Origin of the sequence: Aquimarina mycalae (genome assembly GCF_029906345.1) — a bacterium.
Taxonomy (GTDB): Bacteria; Bacteroidota; Bacteroidia; order Flavobacteriales; family Flavobacteriaceae; genus Aquimarina.
Genome location: NZ_JARYGY010000004.1, coordinates 352,500 through 365,286, shown reverse-complemented (window position 1 = coordinate 365,286; position 12,787 = coordinate 352,500). Strand labels below are relative to the sequence as shown.

The 12,787-nt window shown below is 30.7% G+C and carries 11 protein-coding genes and 1 tRNA gene; 7 read left to right on the top strand and 5 right to left on the bottom strand.

The genetic code is table 11. From position 1 onward, the window contains the following. Positions 1 to 63: 63 nt before the first annotated feature. From QBK95_RS11830 to QBK95_RS11810, 5 genes are all read left to right on the top strand, one after another. A complete protein-coding gene (locus QBK95_RS11830) occupies positions 64 to 1,101 on the top strand; it encodes an alkane 1-monooxygenase (RefSeq protein WP_280933938.1) in 1,038 nt (345 codons plus the stop codon). A 109-nt stretch (positions 1,102 to 1,210) separates the two neighbouring features. Beyond that, the gene (gltX, locus tag QBK95_RS11825; RefSeq protein ID WP_280933936.1) at positions 1,211 to 2,722 is read left to right on the top strand and encodes a glutamate--tRNA ligase; all 1,512 of its coding nucleotides are present in this window, start codon (positions 1,211 to 1,213) and stop codon (positions 2,720 to 2,722) included. 128 nt (positions 2,723 to 2,850) lie between these two features. Beyond that, the gene (locus QBK95_RS11820) at positions 2,851 to 3,018 is read left to right on the top strand and encodes a DUF4177 domain-containing protein (protein ID WP_280933934.1); all 168 of its coding nucleotides are present in this window, start codon (positions 2,851 to 2,853) and stop codon (positions 3,016 to 3,018) included. Between the two features lie 63 nt (positions 3,019 to 3,081). Beyond that, entirely contained in the window at positions 3,082 to 4,026 is a 945-nt protein-coding gene (locus QBK95_RS11815) for an SPFH domain-containing protein (protein WP_280933932.1), read from the top strand. A gap of 292 nt (positions 4,027 to 4,318) precedes the next feature. Next, a complete protein-coding gene (locus QBK95_RS11810) occupies positions 4,319 to 4,828 on the top strand; it encodes a hypothetical protein (RefSeq protein WP_280933930.1) in 510 nt (169 codons plus the stop codon). Positions 4,829 to 4,837: 9 nt separating this feature from the next. On the opposite strand, the gene QBK95_RS11805 is transcribed toward QBK95_RS11810, so the two are convergent. Beyond that, on the bottom strand, positions 4,838 to 6,346 hold the full coding sequence (locus tag QBK95_RS11805) for a phosphoethanolamine transferase (protein ID WP_280933928.1): 1,509 nt from the start codon (positions 6,344 to 6,346) through the stop codon (positions 4,838 to 4,840). Positions 6,347 to 6,356: 10 nt separating this feature from the next. Next, complete coding sequence (locus tag QBK95_RS11800; protein WP_280933926.1) at positions 6,357 to 8,405, bottom strand: glutamine--tRNA ligase/YqeY domain fusion protein; 2,049 nt, start codon at positions 8,403 to 8,405, stop codon at positions 6,357 to 6,359. Between the two features lie 152 nt (positions 8,406 to 8,557). Between QBK95_RS11800 and folB the strand changes: the two genes are divergently transcribed. Together folB and QBK95_RS11790 are read left to right on the top strand one after the other, a co-directional pair. After that, positions 8,558 to 8,914, top strand: a complete 357-nt coding sequence (gene folB, locus QBK95_RS11795) for a dihydroneopterin aldolase (protein WP_280933925.1) — start codon at positions 8,558 to 8,560, stop codon at positions 8,912 to 8,914. Between the two features lie 53 nt (positions 8,915 to 8,967). Further along, positions 8,968 to 9,038 (top strand) — tRNA-Cys (locus QBK95_RS11790). 84 nt (positions 9,039 to 9,122) lie between these two features. Here QBK95_RS11790 and QBK95_RS11785 read toward each other — a convergent pair. The 3 genes from QBK95_RS11785 to rnr all read right to left on the bottom strand — a co-directional run bounded on the left by QBK95_RS11785 (position 9,123) and on the right by rnr (position 12,781). After that, on the bottom strand, positions 9,123 to 9,803 hold the full coding sequence (locus QBK95_RS11785) for a LysE family translocator (RefSeq protein WP_280933923.1): 681 nt from the start codon (positions 9,801 to 9,803) through the stop codon (positions 9,123 to 9,125). Between the two features lie 40 nt (positions 9,804 to 9,843). Next, on the bottom strand, positions 9,844 to 10,518 hold the full coding sequence (locus QBK95_RS11780) for a head GIN domain-containing protein (RefSeq protein ID WP_280933921.1): 675 nt from the start codon (positions 10,516 to 10,518) through the stop codon (positions 9,844 to 9,846). Positions 10,519 to 10,582: 64 nt separating this feature from the next. After that, the gene (rnr, locus tag QBK95_RS11775; RefSeq protein WP_280933919.1) at positions 10,583 to 12,781 is read right to left on the bottom strand and encodes a ribonuclease R; all 2,199 of its coding nucleotides are present in this window, start codon (positions 12,779 to 12,781) and stop codon (positions 10,583 to 10,585) included. Positions 12,782 to 12,787 lie beyond the last annotated feature (6 nt).

The following is a 12,787-nucleotide window of genomic DNA, read 5'->3' as shown; positions in this document are numbered from 1 at the left end:
AACTTTATTTCTTATAGATTTGTTATATTTATTATAATTCAAACCCCTAACATCTAAGGTATTATGAAGGATCTAAAATATATTTCTGCATACTCCATTCCTATTATAGCATTTCTTAGTATTTGGCTAGAAGGTATATATACCTATATGACACCATTATATGTGTTTGGTATCATACCGATTATAGAGTTATTTACTCCTTCATCTACCGAAAATCTTGATGATGATAATCGCCTATCTAAATCCAAAAAGCAATTATTTAATTGGCTACTGTATATAAATCTTCCAATTATATACTCTATATTAATATATACATTGTTTGTGGTATCCAATCGACCTTTAGAAAATTTCGAAATTATAGGTATTATTATTTCTACAGGTATAGTTTTAGGTGCAAATGGAATCAATGTTGGTCATGAATTAGGACATCGTTTTTCTAAAGAAAGGTTCATCGCAAAAGCCTTATTACTTCCATCACTTTACATGCACTTTTATGTTGAACATAATTTTGGTCATCACCTAAAAGCCGCCACAAAAGAAGATCCCGCTACCGCCAGATATAACCAACCCTTATATTTTTTCTGGTTTACATCTGTTATTGGTCAATACATTAGTGCCTGGAAAATTCAAACAACCTTATTAAAACAACAAAATCGATCTTTCCTTTCTATCCAAAATGACATGCTTTGGTATCTTATATTTACCACTATATATCTTAGTTTCATTTTTATATTCTTCGGTTTTCTAGGGTGTATTGTTGCGTTCTCTTCTGGAGTTGTTGGTTTCTTATTATTAGAGACTATCAATTATATAGAACATTATGGGCTATTGCGAAAAAAAAATTCCTCGGGCAGGTACGAACGTGTTCGTGAAATTCATTCATGGAACTCCAATCATCTATTGGGTCGTATATTACTTTTTGAACTCACAAGACATAGCGATCATCATTACAGAGCATCAAAAAAATATCAACTTCTTGATCATCATAATGACAGTCCTCAACTTCCATTTGGATATCCAACATCAATGGTATTATCACTGTTCCCTCCTATTTGGTTTATGCTCATGAATAAGCGAGTCCCAAATGAAATGAAACCTTAACTTTCCAATTCCAAGATTTAAAAAGAATACCTAAATACTTTTATTTAAGATTGTATCTTTGTCCACTCTTTTGTACGCCTTTCTTTTTTAAGGCATAAATCACAAGATCATGACAAAAAATACTAGGGTGCGTTTTGCTCCAAGTCCAACAGGACCTTTACATATTGGTGGTGTAAGAACCGCACTGTTTAATTATTTATTTGCTAAAAAACACAATGGAACTTTTGTTCTTAGAATAGAAGATACTGACCAAAACAGGTATGTTTCTGGAGCCGAAGATTATATTGTACAAGCTTTAGATTGGTGTAATATTCCTTTTGATGAAGGTCCAGGAAAAGATGGTGGATATGGTCCTTATAGACAAAGTGAAAGAAAACATCTATATAGACAATATGCAGATCTGTTAATAGAAAACGGTCACGCTTATTACGCATTTGATACCTCTGAAGAACTTGATGCCCAAAGAAAAAATTGTGAGTCTCAAGGAAAAACTTTTATATATAACTGGCATAACCGAGAAAAGCTCAACAACTCTTTATCAATTTCTGAAGAGGAAGTTCAGCAAAAAATTCAATCTGGTGATGCATATGTAATTCGTTATAAATGTCCTACCGATGAAACATTACACCTTAAAGATGAAGTTCGTGGGGACATTAAAATAGACACCAATGTTCTAGATGATAAAATATTATTTAAAAGCGACGGTATGCCTACTTATCATCTTGCTAATATTGTTGATGATCATTTAATGGAAATAACACATGTCATTCGTGGTGAAGAATGGCTACCTTCTTTAGCTCTTCATGTATTACTTTACAGGTCCTTAGGTTGGGAAGCTCCGAGTTTTGCACATTTACCATTAATCCTAAAACCAACTGGCAAAGGAAAGTTAGGAAAAAGAGACGGTGTTGCTGGTGGATTTCCTGTTTTTCCATTACAATGGACAGATCCTAAAACCAATGATATTGCATCAGGATACCGTGAAGATGGATACCTTTCTGAAGCGGTAGTAAACATGCTCTCATTTCTAGGATGGAATCCTGGAACAGAACAAGAGTTATTTTCATTAGAAGAGCTTATTCAAGCTTTTGATCTTGCCAAGGTTAATAAGGCAGGTGCTAAATTTGATCCTGAGAAAACCAAATGGTTTCAACAACAACATTTTCAACAAACAGATACTTCTGTACACGTGGAACAATTAAAAAAAGTACTTAGTGACCAAAATATTACTACTACTTTTGACTTAAACCGCATTGTAAATCTTATAAAAGAACGCGCTGTATTTCCTAAAGATCTCTGGGAACTTAGTTCCTTTTTGTTCATTTCTCCTTCTGAATATGATGAAAAAGCAACTAAAAAAGCTTGGAAGGAAGACACTTCTACTTTGATGCATGAGTTAACCAGAATCATTAGTGATATTCAAGATTTTTCTTCAGAAAACATTTCCAATATTGTAAAAGGATGGATCAAAGCTAAAGAGATTGGCTTTGGAAAAATTATGATGCCACTTCGTATAGTATTAGTTGGCTCTTTGCAAGGTCCTGACCTATTCGATATTATTGCGATCATCGGAAAAAAAGAAACCATTCATAGAATAGAATCCGCAATAGAAAAACTTTAATACTTATTAAGTTTATCTTATAAACACCCATTATCAGACCATAGATAATGGGTGTTGTTTTTTACAACCTGTAACATTTTGATAGAATTATCTACTAATATAGTAACCAACCAAAAACTTTGTCAACAATGAGAAAAGAATTTAGAGTTATCAAAATATCTGATAACTGGTCCATAGAAAAGCTTAGAAAAAAAGTTGAAGACACCTTAAATAAGTCTTCTTCTGAAGGATGGGAAATAGTAGATATTTCCTATATGGCTAATCTTTATACCGCAATGGTAACTATTGCAAAATAAAACACAATGATTTACAATTAATTAGTAAATTCATTTTATCAAATAACTTTTAATCTAAAAACAATGGGACTATATTTAATACCAATAGTAATATTTGGGTTTTTAATCCTTATATCGGGGATATTTACTGTAAAACAACAAACTTCTGCTGTAGTAGAACGTTTTGGTAAATTCCTAAGTATCAGAAATTCAGGATTACATTTCAAAATTCCAATCTTTGATCGTATTGCAGGACGAATCAACTTAAAAATCCAACAACTAGATGTATTAGTTGAAACAAAAACCAAAGATGATGTATTTGTTCGTCTAAAAATATCTGTGCAATATCAGGTAATCAAGGATAAAGTTTATGACGCGTTTTATAAATTAGAAAACCCTCAGGACCAAATTACTTCTTACGTATTTGATGTAGTTCGTGCTGAAGTTCCTAAAATGAAATTAGATGATGTTTTTGAAAGAAAAGATGATATCGCCATTGCAGTAAAACAAGAACTTAACGAGGCTATGGTTAATTATGGTTATGACATTATCAAAACACTAGTTACCGATATTGATCCAGACTTGCAGGTTAAAGAAGCCATGAATAGGATTAACGCTGCAGAACGTGAAAAGGTAGCTGCAGAATATGAAGCAGAAGCTGAGCGTATTAAAATTGTAGCTAAAGCTCGTGCAGAAGCTGAAAGCAAAAGGTTGCAAGGTCAAGGTATTGCAGATCAAAGAAGAGAAATTGCCAGAGGACTTGAAGAAAGTGTAGATGTATTAAATAATGTAGGAATCAATTCTCAAGAAGCATCTGCTCTTATAGTTGTAACGCAACATTATGATACCTTACAATCGATAGGTGAAGAAACAAATAGTAATTTGATTTTATTACCAAATTCTCCACAAGCTGGTAGTGACATGCTAAATAATATGATCGCCTCATTTACCGCTTCCAATCAAATTGGAGAAGAAATGAAAAAGCAAAATGCCAAAAAAGGTATTGGAGGAAAAAAATCAAACGAATAAAGTTTATTTATTATTTTTATAAACCCGATCACACTTTTTGATCGGGTTTTCTTATTTGTTACAATTTTATAACTAGATCTACGTTCTCATTACAAATTTTACTAAAAAATCAAAATAAAACGTTTTAAGACATTCTTTAATAATCTTTAGACAAATCGTATTGCCTAATTTTTATTTTCTCTTAAAACTCTTTAAACAAATCTGTTTTTAATAGATAAAAACAATACCTAAACTAATACTATAGTTATTTTTTATATTATAAAAAATAGTACCTTTATCAAAAAAAGTCGCCATGAAAAATTACCTACTTATTTTGCTTTTTGTTTCTGGAAGCATTTTTTCTCAAAACATAAGCAAACTAGAAAAATTTGCTTTAAGAGATGCCAAAGCAGTTTCTGAAGCTTCCTTAAAAAAAGATGTTAGTACTATCTTAAAATACACACATCCTAAAATATCCAAAAAATATGGTCAACAAGAATTAAAGGATGCTATTGAACAAGTTTTTAGAACCATGACCGCCCAAAAAATAAAAATTGTAAGTTCTGAAATAGATGAAGTAGCAGATATAAAAAAGGAAAAAAAAGAATATCGTTGTTTAGTCACAAACACGATTAAAATGGATTTTAATGGGAGGTTTGTTACCTTAAAAAGTTCTTTGTTTGGATTTTATGATAAAAAGAAAGAGCATTGGTATTTTGTGGAATCTAATAAGTTATTAAATGATGATGAAACAAAGAAAATATTCTCCAATTTTAAAACCGAAATACAAATACCAGAGGATGAACAAATAGCTGATAATTAATACGTTATATTATTTATCACAATAAAAAATAGATTCCTGTCCATTATATTCCTTGATATTAAATATATCCAAAATTGAATGATAAATTACGTCTGTAGTAATACTTTCATTTTTCTTTTCGGTTAATATATTGGTCTTTTCTTTATATTTTTTTCTAAAAGAATCAGAATACCAAACAATCATACCAGGGTTTGTTAAACTTTTATAATGTGAGTGTAACCATTTTCCATCTTCTCCAAGAGCTTCGCCATGATCCGATATATATATTAAAATACTAGGTTCTTGTTGCTGTTCTAAAACGGTTATTGTTTGATCTAAAAAGTTATCTAAATATAGTATTGTATTATCATAAGAATTAATCATTTGATTCTTCGTCATAGATGGAATATACTTACTATCTACAACAGGTTTAAATCGTCTAAACTCGTCTGTATATTTATCTTCATACCACCAATGACTTCCTATCATATGTAAAGAAAATAACCCCTTTTTATCTTTAGAAATTTGCTCCTCGAGTTCAGATACTAAACTAAGATCCTTTTTCTTATTAAAACTCCAAAACGACCTTAATTCATCAATGATTAATACCTCATTATTAGTTTCAACTATCTGTTTATAAGAGCTTTCCAAAAGTTGATTACCAATCCATTTTGTTAGGATATTTCTAGAATCCATCATATCAAAAAGCGATATTATTGAATCTCGATCACTACCATAAATACTTTGGTTTGTTACTATATTCGGTATACTTAATGCGGTGTTAGTTTTGTTAGTAAATACATTATTGAAACTAACTACATTCTTTCTTTTTGCAAGTTTCGGGGTTGTCTCCCTGATATATCCATTCAGTTGTAGATGATCTGCTCTCAAAGATTCTCCTATTACCAAAACTACTTTTATATCTTCTTTTGGTTCCTTAAAATTTACATTTTTTATGTTTTTTAAAGGCAATTCTTCTTCTTCCCAATACTCTTTTGCACTGTAAAATAAAGAATATGGTAATTTGCTACTGAAGCTTTGAAGTCTTTTTTGATCTACCCAGAAAAAAAGGCATATTAAGGCAATACTTGTCGGAACAAACACTTTATACCCCTTCCGTTTTTCTAATCTATTATAGAACCTAAAAATTAAAAAAAGAACACCTATTAATACCAATATATATAGTACCAACTGGATACTTATAAGGTCTTTTATTATATAGGATTTAGTAGTTAATGTAGCATTTATCAGTGCTGGTGAAACAGAAATATCTATACTATACACCCAAAATGAAATAAATCCAAGTACAAGAAATAATATAGAAAAGGTGGTTTTAAATACTATGTTCGATAGCGAAATAATATACAACACTCCCGCAAATGTGGATTGAATAATACACAAATGCATAAAGTACATAAAAACATCTTTTCCTCCATTAAGAGGAATATGATAATATGATGAACAAGTAATAAAAAGAGCAAAAATAAAATTCAATAATAAGTGAAAAAAAATCACCTTCTTATGTGCTCTGAATATCATTTTTCATCAATTAAATTGAAAATTTAGCTACAAGATGTTCTGCTTCTGTTTGCAATAATTCATTACTATCTTCTTTTCCTTTGATAATAAAATCTTTTGCTAACTGATCGGGTTTAAGTCCTTTGGTTTCTAAAACTACACCTAATGCTATTGTTACTACAATTCTAGTTCCGATTTTTTTGGCTGCTGTACCATATAATGGAATTAATTCGTCTATATCAACTTTTTTAGCAGCCTCTATAATCTTTGTTTTAAGCGCTTCTCGCTTCTCTTCTGGTAAATTAGTATACTTCTTCCCTGCTCTTTTGATTTCTTCAATTGCAGGTACCTCTTTTTGCTTATTTTGTTGTGGTTTATTGTTATTAGATTGGTTATTCGCCTTAGGTTTTACTTTTGCCCAAGTATCTCTTAAACCAACCGTTTTATTAAACACTAATTGCTCTGATTTACTATCTGGGTCCACATTAAAATATCCTAATCTCTGAAATTGAAACTGGCTTAATTGCTTTACTTCTTTAAGACTTGGCTCTATATATCCTGTTATTACCTTTAATGAATCTGGATTAAGAAATTCCATAAAATCTTTTTCCTTATGACTATCAGGAGCTTCATCATTAAATAAACGATCATATAGTCTAATTTCTGCAGGAATTGCATGTGCTATTGATACCCAATGTAATGTTCCTTTTACATTACGCTTAGATTCTTCGGTTCCACTACCTGATCTACTTTTTGGATCATATGTGCAATGAATTTCTGTAACTATACCGTTACTATCTTTTACCACACTTTCTCCTTTTAGAATATATGCATTTTTAAGACGAACTTCTTTACCTATTGTAAGCCTAAAATATTTACGTCCTGCTTCTTCCTTAAAATCTTCTCTTTCTATATATAATTCTCTTGAAAAAGGTACTTGCCTTGATCCTGCAGAAGTATCCTCAGGATTATTTTCTGCTTCTAACCACTCTTCTTTTCCCTCTGGATAATTAGTAATAATTAGTTTTACAGGATCTAAAACTGCCATTACTCTTGGTGCCTTTTTATTAAGATCTTCTCTAATACAAAATTCTAATAATGAGACATCAATTACATTTTCTCTTTTGGCAACTCCTACTGTTTCTACGAATTTTCTAATCGATGCAGGTGTGTATCCTCGTCTTCTTAAACCAGAAATCGTGGGCATTCTAGGATCATCCCAACCTTTAACAACACCTTCATTAACTAACCTAAGTAATTTACGCTTACTCATTATGGTATAACTCAGGTTAAGACGTGCAAATTCTCTTTGTTTAGGTCTTATACTACTATCATCATATATTTGATCTAAAAACCAATCATACAGTTTTCTGTGTGGCTTAAACTCCAATGAACAAAGTGAGTGCGAAATGTGTTCTATATAATCACTCTCTCCATGTGTCCAATCATACATAGGATAAATACACCAATCATCTCCAGTTCTATGGTGTGCTTTTTTTAATATTCGATACATCAGTGGATCTCGCATCAACATATTAGGATCTGCCATATCTATTTTGGCTCTAACCACATATGCTCCTTCATCAAATTCTCCAGATTTCATTCTTTTAAATAAATCCAGATTTTCTTCAACAGATCTATTTCTGTATGGACTATTAATACCTGGTTCTGTAGTGGTTCCTTTTTGCTCAGCTATTTTTTCTGAAGACTGACTATCCACATAAGCCTTTCCTTCTTTAATTAACATCACCGTCCAATCATATAACTGCTGGAAATAATCAGAAGAATAGCATTCTTTATCCCATTGATATCCCAACCACGAAATATCATTCTTAATTGCATCTACATACTCTTGTTCTTCTTTGGCTGGATTTGTATCATCAAAACGTAGATTTACAGGAGCATTATATGTAAGTCCTAACCCGAAACTAATTCCTATTGCTTTCGTATGACCAATATGTAAATATCCATTAGGTTCTGGAGGAAAACGAAAACGTAAATCCTTAGAATTCATTCCATTTTCTAAATCTTCTTCTACTATATGCTCTAAAAAATTGAGTGATTTTTTTTCTTCTGTCATTTCTAAAAAATAAAATACAAAACTACCTAATATTTCTAATGATACACAACAATTATATAATATCTATTTGATTACTTAAATACCTATGTATAAAAGGGTTCTTTTCCCATATATTCTTAACAAAGATTCTATTACCTTTGTAAAAAAAATCTGTGGGATTAATTAAACTAAAAAACATCAAGATATATGCGTATCATGGATGTCTGGTTGAAGAAAAAAAAATTGGTTCTGATTATCGTGTTGATTTAAAAGTAAATGCAAACCTTAATAAGTCTGCTAATACTGATCATCTTGCTGATACTGTAGATTACGTTCATCTTAATCACATTGTTAAAGAAGAAATGGCAATTCGTTCTAAATTATTAGAACATGCAGCAGAAAGAATTTTAACTCGTATATTAGATGAATTGCCATTAGTTGATAAAGCAACTGTGGATGTTTCTAAAATTAACCCACCAATTGGAGGAAATGTAGAAATGGTTACTATTACAAGAAGTAAAAAAAGATAAATAAATCTGAAGTAATCATAAATTTTTTTACATTTGCCCTCGAAGACAAAAAGGGTGTCGTGGCCGAGTGGCTAGGCAGTGGTCTGCAACACCATCTACAGCGGTTCGAATCCGCTCGACACCTCAAAAAAAAGTCCTGTAAATATTTACAGGACTTTTTTTATTTAACTATCTCATTATTAAATAAGTTTATATAAATTTTATTTATTTAAGGTGTAATTTTTTCAATCTTATCCTGAATTTTTTTCTCCATAGTTTCAGGAAGTACTCCTTTTAATATTAAGAATACACCAAAAACAATCATAAAAACACTGATCACTCTTTTAATAATATATGTTCTTTTAGGAGTTAATTTTCTTTTTAAACGTTTAGCTAGTAACATTTTAAAAATGTCAATAATAAGATATGTAACTAAAACGATAATAAAAAATACAACTATTCTGTTGGTATTCATATCCAATTGAGGACCGATAACAATAATAATACTCAACCAAAAACCTAACACTCCTATATTTATAAAATTTAATAAGAATCCCTTAATAAATAGAGTAAGATAGTTGTGTTTATTAATTATCTCTACAGATGTATCTCTTAGTCTATTATAATTTTTTCGTTCTTTTATAAAGGAAATAATACCATAAGTAGCTAACAACATTCCTCCAAACATAAATAATGCAGGATCGTCTTTTATTTTTTCTAAAATCTGATTTGTACTAAAATAAGCTATTAAGATAAATGCGATATCTGCTAAAATTACTCCTAAATCTACTGCTAATGCAGCGCGAAACCCTTTTATAGCAGCTGTTTCTAATAAGACAAAAAATACAGGACCTATTAAAAAGGCTAATAAAAATCCTAAAGGTATTGCTGCTTGAGCGTCTTGAAACATATAATGTAAGCGTATTTCTTACAAATTTAGAAAATACAACTTAGTTTACCTCAATAATTTTACCACCAAATACTTTTTTTCCATCAACTTCCTTCGGATTTCCATAAATTCTAATAGTTCCTCCTGCTGCAGTATTTGCTTTTACATAATCACTAGCATTAATATTGGCTTTTCCACCAGCGCTAATTTTTACCTGAGTTCTAAGTGTTTTTAGATCTTCTGCTATAAACTGTCCTCCTGCTTTTACGGTTACCTCTTGTTCTTTAGCGTTTCCTTCTAGATGTAATCCACCGCCACTCACAGCTCTTGCTAATAACTTATCTGTTTCAATTTCTGCATAGATATCTCCTCCTTCTTGAGCTCTTAAATCTAATTCGGTAGCGGTAATTAATTCTTTTACAATGATTTTACCTCCTTCGTTTACATCTAATTTTGATATATCTGTATAATACACAATTACTTTAGTATCATTATCATCCCAGGTATTACTTAAAGACATTTTAATTTTTAGTACCTTATCTTTAATAACTACATCCACTTCTTTTCTACTTATACCAGAAATTTCTACTTTATTTTCTGATCCTTTTAGAAGTTTTACTTCAATTTTATCAAAGACTTTAAGTTCATCAAAATCTCCAACATTTTTTGTGATAACACTTTGAGCAGTTGCAATAGATGCAACAAATAATAACGAAAGAAATACTATTTTTTTCATTGCCTATAATTTAAAATTGATTTATGTGTGATTTACTTTTTTAATAAACGAATACCTAGATTGTTTATTCTATTTCTTCTTTACTACCTAATAATGTAAAATCTAAATGTCTTTTAATAAGGTCTGCATTTTTAACTTTAACATAGACTTCATCTCCTAATTGATATACTTTTTTAGAGTTTTGTCCAATAACAGCATATTCATCTTGATCAAATACATAATGATCATCATTCATATCCTTAAGTCGAATCATACCTTCACATTTATTACTAATAATCTCGACATAAATACCCCATTCAGTTACTCCAGAAATTACTCCTAAAAACTGTTCATCTTCATGATCCTTCATAAATTTTATTTGCATAAATTTTATAGAATCTCTCTCTGCACTTGCTGCTAGGTTTTCCATAGAGCTGCTGTGATTACATCGTTCTTCATATTCTTCTTCTGAAGCAGATTTTCCATTATCTAAATAATGCTGTAACAAACGGTGTGCCATAACATCAGGATAACGTCTTATTGGAGATGTAAAATGAGAATAATAATCAAATGCTAATCCGTAGTGACCAATATTATGTGTAGTATACTCTGCTTTACTCATACTTCGTATTGCTAAAGTATCTACAAGGTTTTGTTCTTTTTTACCTTGAACATTTTTAAGTAATCCGTTTAATGATTTAGTGGTTGTTTTGCGATCTCTTAAATCTAATTTATAACCAAATCGACCAATTACATTTTGTAAAGCTGCTAATTTTTCATCATTTGGTTCATCATGCACTCGATAGACAAAAGTTTTCTTAGGATTTTGTTTTCCTATGAATTCTGAGACCTTTTTATTAGCAAGTAACATAAACTCCTCTATAAGCTTATTTGCATCCTTAGAAGTCTTAAAAAACACTCCTACTGGATTGTTTTCTTCGTTTAGATTAAACTTTACTTCTACCTTGTCAAAAGAAATTGCTCCATCACCCATACGTTTTAAACGCATGATTTTAGCTAATTCATCTAATTTTAATACCGCATCAGCAATTTTTTGATCTGCTTTATATTCTTTTCCTGTAAGAGAAATATTTGACGGAATCGTATTTTCTTTGGTTTCAATAATGTGTTGTGCTTCTTCATAAGCAAAGCGTGCATCAGAATATGTCACAGTCCTACCAAACCATTCGTTCTTAATTTCTGCTTTTTCATTTAGTTCGAAAACCGCAGAAAATGTATATTTTTCTTCGTGAGGACGCAGTGAACACGCATTATTAGATAAAACTTCAGGAAGCATAGGTACTACTCTATCTACTAGATATACAGAAGTAGCTCTCTCATAAGCTTCATCGTCCAAAACTGTACCTGGTTTTAGATAATGTGATACATCAGCTATATGAATTCCTATTTCATAATTTCCATTTTTTAGAACTTCAAAAGAAAGTGCATCATCAAAATCTTTAGCATCTTTAGGGTCAATAGTAAACGTAAGCGTTTCACGCATATCTCTACGTTTCTTGATCTCAGATTCTTGTATAGAAGTATCCAATTCATTTGCATACGCTTCTACTTCTTTAGGAAATTCATAGGGCAATCCATATTGCGCTAATATTGCATGGATTTCGGTATTATGATCTCCTGGTTTACCAAGAACTTTTAGAATTCTTCCAAATGGTGAATCCGCTTTTTCTGGCCAATCTTCTAACTTAACCAATACTTTATCACCATCTTCTGCATCTTTTATTTTATTCTTAGGAATAAAAATATCTGTATACATTTTTGTATCCTGCATATTTACAAATGCATAGTTCTTCTGAATTTCTATAACACCTACAAATTCTTTTCGTTTTCTAGAAATAATTCTAGAAATCTCTCCTTCACTTTTTCCTCTTCTTTTTCGTCTATATACATACACTTCAACTTCATCTCCGTGTAAAGCTTTGTTAAGGTTATTATTAGGTATAAAAATATCATCATCAAGATCTTGTACTACGACATATCCAGTTCCTTTAGATGTTATTTCCAGAATGCCAGAATATGTATTAATATTCGGTACCAGTTTAAATTTTCCTCGTTCAACTTCTTCTATTTCTTTCTTAGAAGCTAATTGCGCTAATTTCTTGATAATTTGATTACGGCTACTAGGATCATCTACTCCAAACTTAGCTGCAATCTGTTTATAATTGAATGATTTATTAGGTTCTGATTTTAGTATTTTGAGTATTCCTTGGGTAATATTTTCTATTTTAGGAGACTTTTTTCCTCTTCTTCTTTTTCTTTTCATTAATGT

Excerpts from the sequence above, each read along its gene's own strand:
- QBK95_RS11830 (WP_280933938.1), top strand. The coding sequence starts at position 64 with ATGAAGGATCTAAAATATATTTCTGCATACTCCATTCCTATTATAGCA.
- gltX (WP_280933936.1), top strand. The coding sequence starts at position 1,211 with ATGACAAAAAATACTAGGGTGCGTTTTGCTCCAAGTCCAACAGGACCT.
- QBK95_RS11820 (WP_280933934.1), top strand. The coding sequence starts at position 2,851 with ATGAGAAAAGAATTTAGAGTTATCAAAATATCTGATAACTGGTCCATA.
- QBK95_RS11815 (WP_280933932.1), top strand. The coding sequence starts at position 3,082 with ATGGGACTATATTTAATACCAATAGTAATATTTGGGTTTTTAATCCTT.
- QBK95_RS11810 (WP_280933930.1), top strand. The coding sequence starts at position 4,319 with ATGAAAAATTACCTACTTATTTTGCTTTTTGTTTCTGGAAGCATTTTT.
- QBK95_RS11805 (WP_280933928.1), bottom strand. The coding sequence starts at position 6,346 with ATGATATTCAGAGCACATAAGAAGGTGATTTTTTTTCACTTATTATTG.
- QBK95_RS11800 (WP_280933926.1), bottom strand. The coding sequence starts at position 8,405 with ATGACAGAAGAAAAAAAATCACTCAATTTTTTAGAGCATATAGTAGAA.
- QBK95_RS11785 (WP_280933923.1), bottom strand. The coding sequence starts at position 9,803 with ATGTTTCAAGACGCTCAAGCAGCAATACCTTTAGGATTTTTATTAGCC.
- QBK95_RS11780 (WP_280933921.1), bottom strand. The coding sequence starts at position 10,518 with ATGAAAAAAATAGTATTTCTTTCGTTATTATTTGTTGCATCTATTGCA.
- rnr (WP_280933919.1), bottom strand. The coding sequence starts at position 12,781 with ATGAAAAGAAAAAGAAGAAGAGGAAAAAAGTCTCCTAAAATAGAAAAT.